Origin of the sequence: Candidatus Avelusimicrobium fimicolum (assembly GCF_021632165.1) — a bacterium.
In the GTDB taxonomy this organism is placed as follows: domain Bacteria; phylum Elusimicrobiota; class Elusimicrobia; order Elusimicrobiales; family Elusimicrobiaceae; genus Avelusimicrobium; species Avelusimicrobium fimicola.
The window spans coordinates 47,280-64,465 of the sequence record NZ_JAJWTS010000008.1 but is presented as its reverse complement, the minus strand read 5'-3'; the positions used below and the strand labels follow the sequence as shown (position 1 = coordinate 64,465).

Genomic DNA, 17,186 nt, shown 5'->3' with positions numbered 1-17,186 from the left:
AATCGTACCCACGTTCACGTGCGGTTTGCTGCGGGAAAATTTTTCCTTTGCCATTGTGTTTAGTTCTCCTGTTGTTAATTTTTACTGCTTTGTTTAGTTTGTCAAAACAAGCTGGGAGTGGGAATCGAACCCACGACCTTCTCCTTACCATGGAGATGCTCTACCGACTGAGCTACCCCAGCATTACGTCCTCGCCCGGATTCGGGCGGTACTGCCAAATCTATAAGCTGGGAGTGGGAATCGAACCCACGACCTTCTCCTTACCATGGAGATGCTCTACCGACTGAGCTACCCCAGCATTTATGCTGGCCCTTACAGGCTTTTTGCATCCTTGCCAAGCGGGCGATGGGAATCGAACCCACGTATCAAGCTTGGAAGGCTAGTGTTCTACCATTGAACTACGCCCGCGCAAGGCATTTACTTTATTATATCAAAAAATCTTCAATTACAAAAGGGTTTTGGCCAAAAGCCCCGCGAAAAACGGCCCCCAATCGGGAGCCTTTGATTTATTATACAAAAAAGAAATAAATTTCGCAATAGAAAACCCGGCCGCTCGGGCCGGGCTAAAAAGGTGGGAGGCCTTGTCCCCTACAAGAGGCTGTACCCAAAAACGGGCGATGGTGGCACTCCCATATGGCTAGTATAGCGGCAAAGCACAAAAAATCAAGACCCAATTTTATACTTTTATATTTTTCTTCCTAAATTTAAATTTTTTTGCTATAATAGTTAGGTCTTACCGATTTGATGTTACGGTGCGGTGGCCAAGTGGTAAGGCGTGAGTCTGCAAAACTCATATTCGCGGGTTCGATTCCCGCCCGCACCTTACGATTTGAACCCTGTGTTGAAAGATAACGCAGGGTTGTTTTTTGCCAAAAAATAGTTTTTCTTTATTACCCTTACTTTTTGTACCGACAAAAAGTAAGCAAAAAACTCGCCGCCCAACACGTTATAAAAAGCAGAGCGGAACGGATATTTTGACAACTCGCCCTACCGGGCTCAAACAAATCAAAATATTCTCCCGTTCCTCTCGCTTTTTATCAGCAACGTAAGGGCGGGCTAAACAGCAAAGACATCAAGGGCTTTCCATCCCAATTACACGAAGTAATCTTAAATTCTTGCCAAATAATCCCGTAAGGTTCCATACGATTTTGCGGGTCTTGGCCCGTTTATAAAAGGCGCATAAGGCGGAGGAGTATTTTTACTTGTTTGAGCGTAGCGAGTTGTAAAAATACCCGCCGTTACTGCCTTTTATGGGCACTGACCCGCTGGTCTTTTTGCTTCTTTTTCTCCCACGAGAAAAAGAAATAAAAACCCCCGCTTATCATAAAACCGTAAGCGGGGGTTTGCTGTTTTCCTGTGAGGATTAATCTTCTTCCGGCACTTCGGGCAAAATTTCTGTTTTGCTCTTATCTTCCGGATAAGGAATCCCTTTAAAGGTATAGTTAAACCAATCGCCCAGTTCGTCCATCAAAATATAAGTAACCGGGGTCATCAGCAACGTAACGAGCAGAGAGAGCGCCTGCCCGCCTACGATAACAATCGCCAAACTGCGGCGCTGGTCGGCGCCTTCGCCGTTGGAGAAAATCATCGGCGCCACACCCATAATCAGCGTAAGCGTCGTCATCAAGATAGGGCGTAAACGGACACGGTTTGCCTGCAAAATAGCATCTGTACGTCCGTAGCCGCGGGCGCGCAGTTGGTTGGTATAATCGGTCTGCAAAATAGCATTTTTACTGACTACACCGATTAACATAAAAATACCCAACAAACTGTACAAGTTAAGCGATTGTCCCGTTAAGAACAAGGAAAGCACCGCAAACGGCAATGTCAGCGGCAGGGAAACAATAATGGCCACCGGGTGCGTATAACTTTCAAACTGCGCGGCTAGAATCATATATTTAAAGAAGAACGCCAACACGAACGCCAAAAGGAACGACGAGAACATCTTCGTCATTTCTTCCGACATACCCGTTACACCGCCCGAGTATTCCGCCCCCGCATTTAAGCGGTGGAAGATATCGTTCATAATCGCCAAGGCAGAGCGCGTATCAATTCCGTTCAAGTTGGCTTGTACGGTTACTTGGCGCTGGCGGTTATGGCGGTCAATCTGGCTGGGGCCGGTACCTTCTTCAATATAGGCTACGCTGTCCAAACGCTGAATCGTATCTTTGCCGTTTAATTTGCCGGGAACCATTAAAGCGGAAATGGCTTCTTTGGTATCGCGGTATTCCTCGGCTACGCGGACACGCACATCATACAGGTCGTCGCCTTCCTTGTATTTAGTAATATCATCTTCGCCGCCTACCATAGTACGCAGAGCAGAGGCAATAGACGTAATCTTAACGCCCAAGTTCTGCGCTTTTTCGCGGTTGATGACTACGCGGTATTCCGGCTTAGACAAGTCTAGCGAAGTGTCCACGTCAATAAAACGCGGGTCCTTGGACAACTGCTGTACCATCGCCTGGCTGTATTCGCTCAACTTATTGATATCCGGACCGGAAATAACAAATTCCAACTCGTACGAACCGGAGGACGGCGTTTCGCTGACTACATAAGAATTGCTTTTCAATCCTTTGTATTTCTTCATCATTTCGCGAATTGCATCCAAATATTCTTTGGTGGTTACGCCGTCGCGTTTATCACGGCTTTCAAACTCCACACGCACATACCCTTTGTTGGAAGGGTTAGAGGACACGAAACTGCTGGAAGACACCCCGGCCGCCACCAAGGTATCCTTGACGTGCGGCAAGCGGCGGATATCCTTTTCAATCTGCTTTAAAATATCCTGCGTATCGGTGTAACTGGTCCCTACCGGGGCTTCAATGCTGACCTGCACTTTACCGCTATCATCCGTAGGCATAAATTCCCCGCCCACGCGCGCCAACATCGGCACCAACAACACCAAGCACAAGCACGCCAGCGAAACCATTATTTTGCGGTGGTGGATAGACCAATCCAAAAGCGGAATATACCAATCCACTAATTTTTTATTTACACCGTCAACAAAGAGGTCCAGTTTTGTTTTCTTTTCCTGCTTTAACATCTTGGCGCAGAGCATAGGCGTCAGCGTCAGGGCCACCACACCGGAAAGAGCAATAGCGAACACTACCGTCATACCGTAACTGTTTACGATACGGCCCACAATACCGCTCATATAAGCCAACGGCAGAAAGATTACCAAAATAGACAGCGTGGTCGCCACTACCGTAGAGGTAATTTCGTGGGAACCGTCAATAGCCGCCACTTTCGGGCTTTTGCCGTATTTTTCCATATGGCGGAAGATGTTTTCCAACATGACGATAGCGTCGTCAATTACGATACCGACGGCTACCAGCAAGCCCAGAAGCGTCATTGTATCAATCGTAAACCCGGCCATATTCATAAAGATAAATGAGCCGATAATGGAAATCGGCATAGCCAAGAACGAAATAAACGTAGAACGCAAAGAACCCATAAAGAAGAACACCATAATACCGGCTAAAATACCGCCGAGAACCAAGTGTTCCAACACGCTGTGAACAGAGGCTTTAATATTGCCGGACTGGTCCATCATCAAAGAGAGGGATATGTCCGCCGGAAGCGTGGGTTTAATTTTTTCCAACTTATCTTTTACGCCTTGCACAACGGCCAAGGTGTTTGTGCCGGACTGTTTGGTAATTTCCAAGGTTACGGCGCGGCGTTTGTTTAAAAACGTGGATTCGCGTTCGTATTCGCCGGAGTCCTCGGCATAGCCGATATCGGCGATTTTAATGGAAGCGCCGTTGCGGTTAGCGATAAAAATATCATTAAAGGACGGCACGTCCGGGATACGGCCCAAAATACGCAACGTATATTCCTGGTGCTGCTGTTCCACACGTCCGCCAGGAATTTCTACGTTTTGGTCGGCCAACGCGGCTGCAACGTCACTGATAGGCAGGTTTAAAGAAAACAGTTTCAGCGGGTTGACCGTAATATGGATTTCGCGTTCGCGGCCCCCTACAATGTTCACGGCACCTACGCCGCGGATATTTTCAATATTTTCTTTTACCTTCTTTTTGGCAATTTCCGTCAGTTCCACAATGTCGCGGTCACCGGATACCACTACGTTCAATACGGCGATGGAGTCCATATCCAACTTTTGCACCACGGGGGCTTCTGTACCGTCCGGGAGTTCGTTTTTAATGAGTTCCACTTTATCGCGCACTTCCTGGGCGGCCACATCGCCGTCTTTATCCATCAAGAACTTAATACTTACCAAAGAGGCGCCTTCCATACTTTGGGATTTGATTTCATCAATCCCTTCCACCTGGTTGACGGATTCTTCAATAATTTTCGTAACGGAAGTTTCAATTTCTTCCGGGCTGGCACCCGCCAAAGTGGTTTGCACCAGCACATACGGTACGTCCACGTTCGGGAACATACCCACACCCATACTGGAATAGGACATCAACCCGATGACCACAATAGCCAAACACATCATAATAGTGGCTACCGGGCGGCGGATGAAGACGGCGGTAAAACCGCCTTTTTTCATTTTCTCCTTTTCCAGCGCATTGGACGCTTGTAAATTGTTGTTATTTTCAGCCATACTTAATTATTTTTCCAATTCAATTTTGCTGCCGTCTTTCAAACCATAGGTAAACGTAAGCACCTGTTCACCCGCGGAAAGACCTTCGCTCACTTCCAAGTGATTGCTATTGATAAAGCCCGTCTTTACGTTTCTGCGTACGGCGGTTTTGCCGTCAGCGGACGGAACAAAAACATATGTTTCGTTCGTTTCTTCGTCCGTGTAAACGCTCTGTTTAGAAACAGAAACGGCGTTTGTTTTTTCAGACAAGGTAATATCCACTTTGGCAAACATACCCGATTTCAACAACCCTTTGGTGTTATCGGCATAAAACTCCACGGCTACCGCACGGCTGGTGGAATCTACCACCGGGCTGATAATCGTCAGTTTGGCTTCAAATTCTTTGCCGGGGAGCGCATCCACGCGCAAAGTGGCGGGCTGGCCCTTATAAATTTCGCCAATGTAGCGTTCCGGGATATCCACCGCTACGCGCACTTTTTCCTGGTTGACTACTAATGCTACCGGCGTGGAAACCGTTACGTTGGCGCCCGGGTCCAAATATACGCGGCCGACTACACCCGTAATGGTGGACGGCACGACTACCGGCTCGTACACGGCACCCACTTCGTCGCGCTCAATTAAAGAAACTGTTTGGTTCTTTTTGACCGCGTCTCCCTCGCGCAAGACGTTTTTAAGCAATTTACCGTTCACGCGCGGGAAAAGAGTCGCTTCTTCCAACGCCTTGATACTGCCGGACATTAACAGTTCGTGCTTCAAAGTGCGTTTTTGCACCGTTTCCTGTTTTACCAAGAAAACGTCCTTAGCCACACCGTCTAACGGACCGGATGTTTTGGGCTTAAAAATGACCACCAAGGCCAAAATAAAAGCCAGGGCTACTACCCCCCATATAATTCTTCTTTTAGTTCTTTTTTTCATACAAATTTACCTCTACACCTACGGCGAATTTTAAATCGGAAAGGGCAATCGCCCCATCATATACAGCCTGCACATATTTCAAGTCGGAATCGTTCACGTTGGAAATAGCGTCGTTGACTTCCAACTGGCTCGTAAGCCCCGCTCGGTAACGCTTCATTTGCGAGTTCAAGTTTTCCCGGGCCTGTTCCACTACGCCTTTGGTGGCCTCAATGCGGGAGCGGGCTTCTTCCAAATTCAGCCACGCTTCTTTTACTTGGATACGCACGTTCTTCATTTTGTTTTGGTACGCAACCACCGCCTGTTCGTAAGCCAGTTCCTTTTGCGCCACTTGCGAGGATACTTTAAACCCTTCAAATAACGGAACGCTCAATGTTACTCCGGCCGCGCTGGACCAATAATAATCTTGTTTATGCTGCGGAAACCCGTTATCGGTTACGCCGTTATAGGTATAATTCCCGTTTAAGGCAAGCACCGGCATATGGCCCGCGCGGGCAATCTTTACGTTGTAATGCGCCGCATCAACGGCTAATTTGGAAAGTTTCAATTCGGGCCGTTTTTCCATAGCCAAATTATATAACTCATCCAAAGACGGCGTTTGCGGCAGTTCCAAATCTTTTTGTGTCCAGGTTAAATAAATGCGGTCTTCCGGGTCACGGTTTAAAATTTGGCGCAAATACAAATTGCCCAGTTCAAAGTTCTTTTGTGCCTGCAAAACCGTAGGCTCAATATTTTCCACCTTTACCTTTTGGGTCAGCACATCCAAACTGCTGGCAAGGCCCTGTTTGTATTTGGCTTGGGCTTCTTCTAAATGTTGTTTAGCAATATCCAAATACTCCTCTTGCACGCGGATTAAAGCGGCGGCATAAATAATGTCATAACAGAATCCCACCACCTGCTTGGTAACAACATCTTGCACGTGGCGCAAGTTAAAAAGGCCCTGTTCTGCGCCCACCTTTGCCAGGTTGACCGAGTTGCGGATTTGCCCGCCCGCCCACAAAACGTAAGAGGCGTTCAGCCCGGCTTGGTATGTATTATTTTGGCCGATTTCTATGCTTTGGGCGCCCATAATAATTTTGCCCTTTTTAAGAGCGCGGCTATACGAACCGTCCAATGACAAAGACGGATAGTAACCGGAACGCGACTGCGAAAGTTGCTGTTCATAGATTTCCTTCGTCTTTTGTGCATCAATGATTTGGTAACTGTCCGAGAGTGCCATCCGAATTGCATCGGAAATGGTAATTTTCTCCCCCCCTACCTCTTCACGTTCGGCAAACAAATTGTTTGCCGCTTTGCCCGGAGCAGCCCCCAGGCACGCAGGCGCATATGCTGCCATAAGCGCGAGTAATACCCATTTTTTCATATGTTTTATTTTGTTTCCTTATAGTATGCTTGAATACCAAGTAAAATGATTTTGACTAACCGTTCTACGGTTTGCCGGTCAAAGGATCCCCCGCGGTACGAGGCGGGATTGACGTGCTGCGTAAGATACGCGCTAAACATAATTTCCGCCGAAATACCCGATGCCAGACGGATAATATCCATCACGCTGCCGGGCGGGAGTTTGCCTTTTTGTTCTTCCCGCTTTAAAGCGTTGGCCAACATATCCTGCACGCAAGGTTTTTCTTTCGGCGGGAGTTTTTTGAGGTCCACATCCAAGGTGTAAGAAATCATCTGCAAAACAAACTTAGAGTGAACCGGGTCCTTGGTAAAAAAATCCAAGTGGGATTTTAACCCTTCGTTTAGTATTTCCGCCGGACCACTGGCGTGTTCGGACACGCGGTCCAACAGTTGACTAAACAGTTGTTCGTGTTCTTCAATAATACTGCGGCACAAATCTTCTTTATTTTTAAAGTAATAATAAAGGACAGGCTTGGTTACGTTTACTTTTTCGGCAATTTCGCGCATAGACACTTTGTCCAAGCCCTTTTCTGCCATTAAGTGAAACGCCGCCTTTTTAATAGCCGCCCGCATATGATTTTCACGTTCGGACTTATCTATTTTTTCGGTTTCTTGTTTTTTCATATAATTCAAATAATTTTACTTACCGGTCGGTAATATTTTACCAAATAATGATAATCCCTGTACATATGTAAACACAGGCAAGGCCTAAAATATTCCATATAAAATAACAACGCCCCGGCAAAAACCGGGGCGAACGCAACAATTATCCTTTTTAAAACAGCAGGGCAATCCCCCACAAAAAAAACACGCCGAGCAAAACCACCGCCACCAACGCGGGGACAAAGCCGAACAGCCAAGCCGTCAACGCTTGGGCCGCGCTGACTCCGCACAGGCGCATTAATGAGCGCGTTAAATAGCCCAGTTGAAGCCCCAAGACCAGAAGCAGGGCAAACGGAGCGAGCAAGCCAAGCCCGGCGCCGGGCCAAGCGGCGGAAATCAGGGCAAAAGCCACGAGTAAGCCTTTAATAAATCCCGCAGACCCAATCAGCACAAACAACTCGGCAGGCGAGGATTTGATATGTTTAAAATCCAAAAATAACCCGCACAGGGACGCAATAAAATAACCCGCTGTCAGTTCAGCAATAAACACCACAAATAATTTTAACAGCAAGGCCACCGGGCTAATGCCGTCGCCGATATTAAAGAACAGCACCCACCCCAGCGTGGCCGCAAAATAACCCATACACGCGCGGGAAAGAGAGCGTTCCGCAGCCAGTTGCGTAATCGCGCCGGAGGGGTCGTCCATATACTTAAAATACGATTTAAGCAAATTCATATTAGTTCACCCACAAATAGGACACGCTCGGTGTCGCCAGCGTTTGCAACTGTTTGGCAAGCGTTTGGTTTTCCATAGACGAACCGAACGAGAAAATCAGTTCCCGCAATCCGTCCGGGCGGGAAACAAGCACCTTAGGGTCTTTTATCCCGGCCAGTTCGCCCGCCAATAAACGGGCCTCTTCCTCGCCGCCCAATTTATCCACAAAGCCCAAGTTATACGCACGCTGGCCTGTAAATACACGCCCGTCGGTATATTCGGCCAAATCTTCGGGTTTTACATTAGGCCGCCCTGCTTTTACGGCCGCAAAAAACTGCGTATAAGTATCGTTTACCATATCCTGCAAAATGGCTTTTTCGGCATCACTCATCGGGCGGAAAGCGGACCCCATATCCTTATATTTGCCGGAGGTAATCGGGGTAACTTTTACGCCGATTTTATCAAACAAACCTTCTACATTGCTCGTTTGCATAATCACTCCCACCGAACCGGTAATCGTGCCGGGCTCCGCCACGATTTTATCCGCCGCCATAGCAATATAAAAGCCACCGCTTGCCGCCACATCCCGGAACAAGGCTACAACTTTCTTTTTCTCTTTGGCTTTTAAAATTTCGCTGTAAATGTTTTGAACGGAAGCCACCGTGCCGCCGGGAGAATTGATATCCAGCACAATGGCTTGGACGTTTTCATCGCGCCCCGCTTCGCGGATTTTTTTAGCGATAGAGGAGGCCCCGGACGGACGGGAAAACGCAGAGGAATTATTATCCTGCGCAATCACACCGCGGACCTTAATCCAAGCAATACCCTTTTCCCCTTTGGACCGTACAAATGCCGCCGCCAGTTTGGAAGTGTTATCCTCCTTCTCGGCCGTTTTGGCAGGAGCACATTTAGCCACAGGCTTAACCGTTAAATACACCCCGCATACCGCAGAAACGGCAAAAACGGCCAGCAACAGCGCGGCCCAAATGCCGTGTACGGCGTGTTTGTCTGCGGGCTTTTTTTCGTTAGGGTCTTGCGGGAGCGGAAACTCCGTGAAGGCCGTTTTTTCGTTTTCTAACAACTTCTTTTCCCACTCTTCTTTGGGAAGGCTGATATCCGTATTGGTTTGGTTTGTTTTATCGTTTTCTGGCATAAAATATCCTTTCATTAAAATTGTTACTTAATTATACAAATTAAATTGCTAAAATATGGGCAGTTCTTCTTGCGCGCAAAACATATTCAGGAGGCGTTATGTTTACCGGAGTTTACACCGCACTTGCCACCCCTTTTACGAAGCAGGGCCAAGTGGATTATCCCGTTTTAGAGCGTTTAATTCAGGCGCAACTGGCCGCCCGGATAGAAGGCTTTGTATTGTTAGGCACTACCGCCGAAGCCGCTACTTTGTCAGCCGAGGAAAAGACCGAAATCTTACGTTTTTGCACCCCTCGCATAAAAGGCCGCGCCAAAATAATTATCGGCACAGGCACGAACGATACCGCTTCTACTGTACAAAACACCCGCGCCGCGCTTGCGTTTGAACCGGACGGGGTTTTAATCGTTACGCCTTATTATAATAAACCCAATCCAAACGGGCTGGTTGCCCATTATAAACAAGCGGCGGCTTTGGGAGTGCCGGTTATTTTATACCATATTCCCGGCAGAACAGGTTTAAAACTTGCTGCCGCAACTTTGGACAGATTACTAAATGAAGTACCGCAAATTGCAGGGGTAAAAGAATCCGATTATGATATGGCACACGTTACCGATACCGCCGTAAAATATAGCAGCAAGTTAAGTTATCTGTGTGGAAACGACGATTTATTCCCGCAGTATCTGGCACTTAACTCCTCCGGCATTATCAGCGCGGCGGCCAATGTGTTTGCTCCTGCTTTTGTGCAAATTTATAAACTCTTTCAAGAGGGCCATACAAAAGAGTCTTTTGCCTTGTTTGCACAACTTTATCCGCTTATAAAAGCCTGCTATTTGGAAACGAATCCCACTTGCGTAAAGTATATGCTTTCCAAAATCGGATTCGGCACGGAAGCCGTGCGCTTGCCGCTGGGAGAAATATCCACAGAAAACAAGCAAAAGATTGACCGTTTATTGCAAACGGCAGATAACAATTTATTTATTAAATAAGGAATTTTATGAAAACCGTTGGAATTATCGGCATTAACGGGATGGTGGGGCAGAATATGCTCCGCGAACTCAAAAAACTTAAAACACCCGTTGAAATTAAAACCTTTGGGCGCGAGGACGAAATCACACCCCTGGATGTTGCTATCTTATGCACGGACAACCCTGTCAGCGCAAAATTGGCTCCCCTAATCAAGGACCGCGTAAAATACATAGTGGATATGTCCTCCGAGTTCCGTATGACACCGGGAGTACCTCTTGTGATTCCGGAAATTAACCCGCAGGACATTACGCCTGCTACCCGCTTAATCGCAAGCCCTAACTGCACAACTACCGGGCTTGTAATGAGTTTGGCCCCGCTTAAACCGTTTTATCATTTTGAGGAAGTTTTTTTCTGCTCTTACCAGGCCATCAGCGGCGGGGGCAAAAAACTGTTGGACGATTTTCACACGCCCGGGTCCTATTACGAAAACAACTGCGTGCCGCTTATCGGCTCGGTGCAACCCAACGGCCACACCGCCGAGGAATTAAAGGGCTTGTACGAATCACGCAAAATTTTAGGGCTTCCGGGCTTAAAAGTATATTGCCACACGGTGCGCGTATCGGTGGAAAATTCCCACTCGTTAGGCGTTACCGTAAAAGCCAAGGAGCCGTTTGACTTGGCCCAGGTAAAGCAACAGTGGAACGTCTTTCCGAATTTATCATACAGCGAAAGCGTAGTTACCCCCAAAGAAGCCAGCGGACAAGAAACCACTTACATCTGCCGCCTGCGCCAAGATGTAGAAGAACCAAATGTAATTCACTATTTTGTAACTTTTGATAATTTATTAAAGGGGGCCGCGATGAACGGCCGCCAAATTGCAGAACTGTTATTGGAGCGTTTTGTATGAAGAAAGTTTTATTAAACGGCGCGGAAGGGAAAATGGGCAAAGCCATTACGCGCTTAATTGAAACCAACCCCCAATGGGGACTCTCCGTAGCCGTTAAGCGCGAAAGCGGACAAAAGGTAATCGGCGATTTTGATATTGTGATTGATTTTTCCACCCCGCAGGGCGCGCAGGAAGCCTTTACTATTGCGCATAAGCACCGCCGGCCTTTTTTAACGGGCACCACGAATTTGCCCGAAACCTTTTTGTTCCAAATGCAGGCAGAAGAAAAAATACCTGTTTTTTATGCCCCAAACGTCAGTTTAAGCGTTTATTTCTTTACCGAACTGGTACGCCTGGCAGGTAAAATGTTTCCGCAATATTCGGCCGCCCTGCACGAAATACACCATATCCATAAAAAAGATGCCCCCAGCGGCACAGCCAAAACTTTGGCCGACGGAATCGGCCTGCCATATGAAGCCGTTACTTACGAACGGATTGGCGAAACGGTGGGCACGCACACGGCTAAGTTTGTTTCCCCCTTTGATGAAATTACGCTCACGCACGAGGCCAAAAACCGGGACTTGTTTGCCGAATCGGCTATACAGGTAGCCCTGTGGCTGATGAAGCGCGAGAGCGGGTTTTACACAATGTCGGACTATGCAAAATTTAAATTGAAGGAAAAACGCAAATGAAAATTCACTTCGTAGGTATTGGCGGTGTAGGAATGAGCGCCCTGGCGCAACTGCACGCTATGGGCAAGGACCAGGTAACCGGGTCCGACCGTTTAATCAGCAAAGGTTATACCGATATGGCCTTATGGGAATATCTTAAAAAATTGGGCATACAACTCTTTCCGCAAGACGGCAGCGGCATTGACCACAAAACCGATTTGGTTATTTTGTCCTCGGCCATTGAGGAAACCAACCCCGAAATTATCAAAGCCAAGGCCCTGGGCATTCCCACTATGCACCGTTCGGAACTATTGGCCAAACATGTGGCGGAACACCGCACCATTGCCGTTTCCGGCACCAGCGGCAAAAGCACCACGACCGCTATGGTTTACGACATTTTGGCTTTTGCAGGATTAAGCCCGTCCGTTATTACGGGAGCATCTATTTTGTCTTTGCAAAAAGAACAGGGTGTTTTCGGCAATGTATATAAGGGAAATAGCGATATTTTGGTTATTGAAGCCGACGAAAGCGACGGCTCTATTGTCAAATACCATCCCCATTTGGGCCTTTGCTTAAATCTGCAAAAAGACCATAAAGAAATCAATATTTTACAAGGATATTTTAAAGAGTTTATCTCCCATTGTAAAACGGCTATTATTAATGCCGAAGAAGAAAACCTGCGCGTGCTGGCTCCCCAAGCCAAAACCTTCGGGCTTTCTCTGGGCGACATACACCCGAGCGAAATCAAGGCCGACGGATTCGGCTCGGATTTTACGATTCAAGGACAACCCTTCCGCCTGCATATTCCGGGCCTTCACAATGTATGCAACGCCACTGCGGCGGTAGCCGTAGCCCTGCAAATGGGAGTAGATTTGGAAACCTGTGCCAAGGCATTAAACAAATTTACCGGAATTGCCCGCCGTTTTGCCAGTGTAGGCAGTTACAACAAAATTGAGGTAATAGATGACTTTGCCCACAACCCGCACAAACTGGCAGCCACCATTGAAGCGGCCCACTTGCGCGGCAAACGCGTGCTGGCCTTTTACCAGCCCCACGCGTTTACTTCTATCAAAATGCTGGCAGCGGACTTTGTGGACAGTTTTGCTAACCATATCGGCCCCAATGACCACCTGTGGCTGACCGAGGTGTATTATCCGGGCGGAACGGTTCCGCAAGGGATTTCCTGCCGGACGATTTTTGAGGGCTTAAAGGCGCGCGGCACAAACGTAAGTTACGACGACTGCCGCGAACGCATTTTGCAAGAAATGGCCGGAGCGGCACAGCCGGGGGATATCTTGCTGGTTTTAGGTGCGCGCGACCCCACTTTAACAGATTTTGCCCGCAAGTTGTTGGCTTCTTTAAAAGACCGCCAGCCGGCAGAGCCGTGCAAAACCTGCATGTTGGGCAACTGTTGTATGGCCTACACCAAATAACCTTGCCGTAATATACGAAAATCCGCCCCGGAGTGAAAAATACTCCGGGGCGGTGTTTTATCTAAACAAATTTATATTAATTAAAGCGGTTCATCGCCTTTTCTATGCCGTCTTTTAAAAACACTTCCAGTGCTTCCACCGCGCGGTTAAGCGATTCTTCCAACAAAGACGCATCTGCTTTGGGAAAATTAGACAGTACAAAATTGGCCAAATCAAACTTTTCGGGTTTTGGCCCAATACCCACGCGCAGACGGGCAATTTCCTGCGTACCCAACTGCTCAATCACGCTCTTCATACCCTTTTGTCCGCCCGCAGAGCCATTTTTGCGGATACGCAATTTGCCCACATTGAGCGATACATCATCAAAGCAAACCAGGCAATTTTGCGGCGGAATTTTGTAGAACCGGGCCAGGCTGGATACAGCCCGACCCGATTCGTTCATATAAGTGGATGGTTTGATGAGAAAGACATCACACCCGGCCACAAAGACCTTGGCATACACTCCCAGGTTTTGCCAGGCTTTCCACTCGGCCCCCCATTGGCGCGCAGCGTGGTCCAACACCATAAATCCGGCGTTGTGCCGCGTATGCTCGTATTGGGTTCCGGGGTTGCCCAGCCCAGCCAGGAGATATTGCATAGGTTATTTCTTCGCAGCGTCCTTGGCAGGGGCGGCGGCGGCAGCGTTCTTGGTGAGGTTGCCTTCTTCGTCCTTTTTGCCTTTGGTAGAAGAACTTTCCGGCTGCGCAGCAGCGGCATCAGCCGCGGCAGGAGCAGGGGCTTCTTCTTCTTTCGGAATCATCAAGTGTACGACCGGGGCTTCCGGATCGGTCAAAAGTTCAACGCCTTCCGGCAATTTCACTTCGCCCGCGACAATACCTTTGTTGATGGTCATCGGCGTAATATCAAGCACAATTTCGTGCGGGATAGCGCTTACCAAGGCGCGGACTTCAATTTCGCGCATAATGTGTTCAATGATAGCGCCATAGTTGGCCACATCGGCAGGCGTACCTTCCAGTTTGAGCGGAACGATAACGTCCATTTTGTCCTTCATACTAACGCGCTGAAAATCGGCGTGAATCGGGTTGTCGGTTACAGCGTGGTATTGGATTTCTTTTACCAAGGCAAGTTCGTTGTCTTTGCCCAAGGCAATTTCTACCAGCGTGTTTTTACCGGCTTTAACGATTTTATCCAAATCTTTTACGGTTACGGTTACGCTAACAGGTTCTTTATGACCGCCGTAGATTACGGCCGGTACTTTCTTTTCGGCTCTGATTTTAGAAAGAGCCCCTTTGACACCGATTCCTTCGCGGGATTCGGCAGCAATATTTACTTTTTCCATTTGTTTCCTCCAAAGTATTTACAAAATTTAGTTAAACATATCGCTGATAGAGCGGCCATCGTGGTTGCGTTTAATGGCGTCCGCCAGCAAGTACGAAACGGACAGTACGTCCACTTTCGGGCCCAGGTCGCGGATAGGCAGCGAATCGGAAATGATTAATTTTTTAATATCGGACTTGTTAATCTTTTCCATTGCGTTGCGCGAGAGCAACCCGTGCGTGCAGACGGCGTAAATTTCACGCGCGCCGCGTTCTTTGATTTTTTGGGCTACGGTGGTCAGCGTGCCGGCCGTATCCACGATATCGTCAAAAATAATCGCCACTTTGTCTTTTACATCACCGATAACGTTATAAACCACGGCTTCGTTCGGTTTCGGGCGGCGTTTATCAATAATCACTAGCCCCGCGTCCATACGGGCGGCAAATTTGCGGGCGCGTTCCACACCGCCCACGTCGGGGGAGATAACCACGATATCTTTTTTATCAAAATCTTTAAAATAATCCAAAAATACTTTGCGGGCGCGCAAGTGGTCCACCGGGATATCAAAGAACCCCTGAATTTGGCCTGCGTGCAAATCTACCGTCATAATGCGGTCCGCCCCGGCCGTAGTAATTAAGTTGGAGGCCAGTTTGGCCGTAATCGGCACACGGGGAGAGGCCTTGCGGTCTGCACGCGCATAACCGAAATAGGGGAGCACCGCTGTAATTTTCCCTGCACTGGCGCGTTTGAACGCGTCAATCATAATGAGAAGTTCCATCAAGTTTTCGTTGACGGGCGGGCAGGTGGGCTGAATAATATAGCAATCGTGCGCGCGCACACTTTCCAAAATCTGCACGTCAATTTCGCCGTCGGCAAAACGCTCCACGCGCAACTTTCCCATCTCCATATTCAGGTGATTGCAAATCTTTTGAGCCAGGGCAATGTTGGAATTGCCGGAGAAGATTCTCAAATCGCCGTTTACGCTTTTAGTCATTTTTTTTGATACCTTTGTTTTCTAGAACGACCTGGCGCGAGCGGGCAATAGCCAATGATTCCGCCGGAACCTCTTTGGTTATGGTTGAACCCGCGCCGATTTTTGTATATTCGTGCACCGTTACAGGCGCTACAAAATTTACATTGGACCCCACAAAAGCGTGGTCCCCGATGACGGTTTGGTGTTTGTTTTTTCCGTCGTAATTGCAGGTAATGGTTCCCGCACCGATATTGACACCCGCGCCCATTTGGGTATCGCCGATGTAACTTAAATGGTTGACCTTGGACCCTTCCCCAATAACAGATTTCTTAATTTCCGAAAAATTGCCAACCTTCGCACCTTTCTTTAACACGGATTTCGGGCGCAGGTGGGCATAAGGCCCCAACTGGCATTCTTCGGCCACTTCGGACTCCTCAATATACGTTCCCATTTTAAGGGTTACGTTATCACCAATAATGGAATCTTTAATATAGACGTTGCCCTCAATCGTGCAATTTTTACCGATAACCGTTTTGCCGCAAATATAGCAACCGGGGCAAATGAACGTATCCACACCGATTTTTACGCCCGGATCAATAAACACCTCGTGCGGGCGGACCAGGGTTACACCTTCGTCCATTAACTCGTGGGCTACGCGGTCGCGCATAATCTGCTCGGCCTCGGCCAGTTGCGCCTTACTATTCACGCCAAGGGCTTCGCGGTAGTCCGGCCCGGCAAATACCAAGACCGGCTTTTGCATTTCTTTAATCAAAGCCAAGGTGTCGGTTAAATAATATTCCTGTTTCGGCCCTTGCGGAGTTAACTGGATAAGCGCGGCTTGTAAGGCTTTGGAATTAAAAACGTACATACCGCTGTTGATTTCGGAAATCTTTTTGGTGTCCTCGTCGGCGTCGGTTTCTTCTACAATTTTTTCAAACGCGCCGTCCTCCGCGCGGATAATGCGCCCGTATCCCGTAGGATTTGGTACATTTACGCCTAAAACCAACGCTCCCATTTCGCCGCCTTCAAACACATCTGCCATATGGGCAAGCGTTTTGGCTTTCAAAAGCGGAGTATCGCCGTTTAACACCATTATCGTTTCAAATTTTTGCAAGAGAGGCACCGCGGCTTTTACAGCGGAAGCAGAGCCGGATAAATCCGTCTGCGGAATAAACACTACCGGGGCAGTAATGCCCCAATCGGTCAGCCCGGCCTTAACAGCCGAAACAACTTCGTCAGCCCCGTGGCCGACCACAATGCCGATAGCGGCGGGACCCAATTCCTGGGCCGCCTTTAAAATATGTGCAAGTATCGGGATTCCGCAAACCAGGTGAAGCGGTTTGGGAAGAGGAGATTTCATCCGGGTGCCCTTTCCGGCCGCCAAGATGAGTACACACAGATTTTTTTTGGCTACCATTTTGTTTAACTCTTGCCTAAAAAAGAATCTAACTTGTTAATGAAAAATCAGGAACAAATTATATAAATATTATACCAATAAACCGCCAAATCTGCAAAGCCGGAGTGTTGGCACTTCCTGCCATAGGCGGGGCATTAAAAGTATTGTAGCATTTATACTCCAAGGTGAATAC

At 48.1% G+C, this 17,186-nt stretch carries 14 protein-coding genes and 4 tRNA genes; 5 read left to right on the top strand and 13 right to left on the bottom strand.

The window, feature by feature from the left end; genetic code table 11:
* Window positions 1-109 precede the first annotated feature (109 nt).
* The 3 genes from ACQY2K_RS04540 to ACQY2K_RS04530 form a co-directional block, all read right to left on the bottom strand.
* Window positions 110-182 (bottom strand) — tRNA-Thr (locus ACQY2K_RS04540).
* A 43-nt stretch (window positions 183-225) separates the two neighbouring features.
* A tRNA-Thr gene (locus ACQY2K_RS04535) sits at window positions 226-298 on the bottom strand.
* Window positions 299-337: 39 nt separating this feature from the next.
* Window positions 338-408: transfer RNA gene (locus ACQY2K_RS04530), tRNA-Gly, on the bottom strand.
* 343 nt (window positions 409-751) lie between these two features.
* Between ACQY2K_RS04530 and ACQY2K_RS04525 the strand changes: the two genes are divergently transcribed.
* Window positions 752-823 (top strand) — tRNA-Cys (locus ACQY2K_RS04525).
* Between the two features lie 540 nt (window positions 824-1,363).
* Here ACQY2K_RS04525 and ACQY2K_RS04520 read toward each other — a convergent pair.
* The 6 genes from ACQY2K_RS04520 to sppA form a co-directional block, all read right to left on the bottom strand.
* On the bottom strand, window positions 1,364-4,567 hold the full coding sequence (locus tag ACQY2K_RS04520) for an efflux RND transporter permease subunit (protein WP_177746730.1): 3,204 nt from the start codon (window positions 4,565-4,567) through the stop codon (window positions 1,364-1,366).
* Between the two features lie 6 nt (window positions 4,568-4,573).
* Window positions 4,574-5,482 carry an efflux RND transporter periplasmic adaptor subunit gene (locus tag ACQY2K_RS04515; protein ID WP_428040910.1) on the bottom strand — a complete coding sequence of 303 codons (909 nt, stop codon included), beginning with the start codon at window positions 5,480-5,482 and terminating at the stop codon, window positions 4,574-4,576.
* Window positions 5,466-6,842 carry a TolC family protein gene (locus tag ACQY2K_RS04510; RefSeq protein ID WP_428040909.1) on the bottom strand — a complete coding sequence of 459 codons (1,377 nt, stop codon included), beginning with the start codon at window positions 6,840-6,842 and terminating at the stop codon, window positions 5,466-5,468. The genes ACQY2K_RS04515 and ACQY2K_RS04510 overlap by 17 nt, the downstream gene beginning before the upstream one ends.
* Before the next feature lie 5 nt (window positions 6,843-6,847).
* Window positions 6,848-7,504, bottom strand: coding sequence for a TetR/AcrR family transcriptional regulator (locus tag ACQY2K_RS04505; protein ID WP_428040908.1), 657 nt, complete (start codon window positions 7,502-7,504; stop codon window positions 6,848-6,850).
* Window positions 7,505-7,655: 151 nt separating this feature from the next.
* Entirely contained in the window at window positions 7,656-8,219 is a 564-nt protein-coding gene (locus tag ACQY2K_RS04500) for a hypothetical protein (protein WP_428040907.1), read from the bottom strand.
* A 1-nt stretch (window position 8,220) separates the two neighbouring features.
* Window positions 8,221-9,351, bottom strand: coding sequence for a signal peptide peptidase SppA (gene sppA, locus ACQY2K_RS04495; RefSeq protein WP_428040906.1), 1,131 nt, complete (start codon window positions 9,349-9,351; stop codon window positions 8,221-8,223).
* A gap of 98 nt (window positions 9,352-9,449) precedes the next feature.
* On the opposite strand from sppA, the gene dapA reads away from it, so the two are divergent.
* The 4 genes from dapA to ACQY2K_RS04475 are packed head-to-tail and all read left to right on the top strand — an operon-like array spanning window position 9,450 to window position 13,307.
* The gene (gene dapA, locus ACQY2K_RS04490; RefSeq protein WP_428040905.1) at window positions 9,450-10,337 is read left to right on the top strand and encodes a 4-hydroxy-tetrahydrodipicolinate synthase; all 888 of its coding nucleotides are present in this window, start codon (window positions 9,450-9,452) and stop codon (window positions 10,335-10,337) included.
* An 8-nt stretch (window positions 10,338-10,345) separates the two neighbouring features.
* Window positions 10,346-11,224, top strand: a complete 879-nt coding sequence (locus ACQY2K_RS04485) for an aspartate-semialdehyde dehydrogenase (protein WP_428040904.1) — start codon at window positions 10,346-10,348, stop codon at window positions 11,222-11,224.
* Window positions 11,221-11,895, top strand: coding sequence for a dihydrodipicolinate reductase C-terminal domain-containing protein (locus ACQY2K_RS04480; protein ID WP_177746715.1), 675 nt, complete (start codon window positions 11,221-11,223; stop codon window positions 11,893-11,895). Before ACQY2K_RS04485 ends, ACQY2K_RS04480 begins: the two co-directional genes overlap by 4 nt.
* Window positions 11,892-13,307 (top strand): UDP-N-acetylmuramate--L-alanine ligase, encoded by a 1,416-nt coding sequence (locus tag ACQY2K_RS04475; RefSeq protein WP_428040903.1) that lies wholly within the window; start codon window positions 11,892-11,894, stop codon window positions 13,305-13,307. The genes ACQY2K_RS04480 and ACQY2K_RS04475 overlap by 4 nt, the downstream gene beginning before the upstream one ends.
* Window positions 13,308-13,383: 76 nt before the next feature.
* Here ACQY2K_RS04475 and pth read toward each other — a convergent pair whose 3' ends face one another.
* Genes pth through glmU form a run of 4 tightly spaced genes read right to left on the bottom strand, consistent with a single transcriptional unit; the run spans window position 13,384 to window position 17,014 of the window.
* A complete protein-coding gene (gene pth / locus ACQY2K_RS04470) occupies window positions 13,384-13,944 on the bottom strand; it encodes an aminoacyl-tRNA hydrolase (protein WP_428040902.1) in 561 nt (186 codons plus the stop codon).
* Window positions 13,945-13,947: 3 nt separating this feature from the next.
* Window positions 13,948-14,646: a 50S ribosomal protein L25 gene (locus tag ACQY2K_RS04465; RefSeq protein ID WP_428040901.1), complete on the bottom strand. Its 699-nt coding sequence runs from the start codon at window positions 14,644-14,646 to the stop codon at window positions 13,948-13,950.
* 27 nt (window positions 14,647-14,673) lie between these two features.
* Window positions 14,674-15,618 (bottom strand): ribose-phosphate diphosphokinase, encoded by a 945-nt coding sequence (locus tag ACQY2K_RS04460; protein WP_177746706.1) that lies wholly within the window; start codon window positions 15,616-15,618, stop codon window positions 14,674-14,676.
* Window positions 15,611-17,014, bottom strand: coding sequence for a bifunctional UDP-N-acetylglucosamine diphosphorylase/glucosamine-1-phosphate N-acetyltransferase GlmU (gene glmU, locus ACQY2K_RS04455; protein WP_428040900.1), 1,404 nt, complete (start codon window positions 17,012-17,014; stop codon window positions 15,611-15,613). Before glmU ends, ACQY2K_RS04460 begins: the two co-directional genes overlap by 8 nt.
* Window positions 17,015-17,186: the final 172 nt, after the last annotated feature.

Bases quoted from the DNA above. Each gene is read 5' to 3' on its own strand.
- ACQY2K_RS04510 (WP_428040909.1), bottom strand. From the start codon at position 6,842: ATGAAAAAATGGGTATTACTCGCGCTTATGGCAGCATATGCGCCTGCG.
- sppA (WP_428040906.1), bottom strand. From the start codon at position 9,351: ATGCCAGAAAACGATAAAACAAACCAAACCAATACGGATATCAGCCTT.
- ACQY2K_RS04520 (WP_177746730.1), bottom strand. From the start codon at position 4,567: ATGGCTGAAAATAACAACAATTTACAAGCGTCCAATGCGCTGGAAAAG.
- ACQY2K_RS04460 (WP_177746706.1), bottom strand. From the start codon at position 15,618: ATGACTAAAAGCGTAAACGGCGATTTGAGAATCTTCTCCGGCAATTCC.
- ACQY2K_RS04485 (WP_428040904.1), top strand. From the start codon at position 10,346: ATGAAAACCGTTGGAATTATCGGCATTAACGGGATGGTGGGGCAGAAT.
- ACQY2K_RS04500 (WP_428040907.1), bottom strand. From the start codon at position 8,219: ATGAATTTGCTTAAATCGTATTTTAAGTATATGGACGACCCCTCCGGC.
- glmU (WP_428040900.1), bottom strand. From the start codon at position 17,014: ATGGTAGCCAAAAAAAATCTGTGTGTACTCATCTTGGCGGCCGGAAAG.
- ACQY2K_RS04465 (WP_428040901.1), bottom strand. From the start codon at position 14,646: ATGGAAAAAGTAAATATTGCTGCCGAATCCCGCGAAGGAATCGGTGTC.
- pth (WP_428040902.1), bottom strand. From the start codon at position 13,944: ATGCAATATCTCCTGGCTGGGCTGGGCAACCCCGGAACCCAATACGAG.
- ACQY2K_RS04475 (WP_428040903.1), top strand. From the start codon at position 11,892: ATGAAAATTCACTTCGTAGGTATTGGCGGTGTAGGAATGAGCGCCCTG.
- ACQY2K_RS04480 (WP_177746715.1), top strand. From the start codon at position 11,221: ATGAAGAAAGTTTTATTAAACGGCGCGGAAGGGAAAATGGGCAAAGCC.
- dapA (WP_428040905.1), top strand. From the start codon at position 9,450: ATGTTTACCGGAGTTTACACCGCACTTGCCACCCCTTTTACGAAGCAG.
- ACQY2K_RS04515 (WP_428040910.1), bottom strand. From the start codon at position 5,482: ATGAAAAAAAGAACTAAAAGAAGAATTATATGGGGGGTAGTAGCCCTG.
- ACQY2K_RS04505 (WP_428040908.1), bottom strand. From the start codon at position 7,504: ATGAAAAAACAAGAAACCGAAAAAATAGATAAGTCCGAACGTGAAAAT.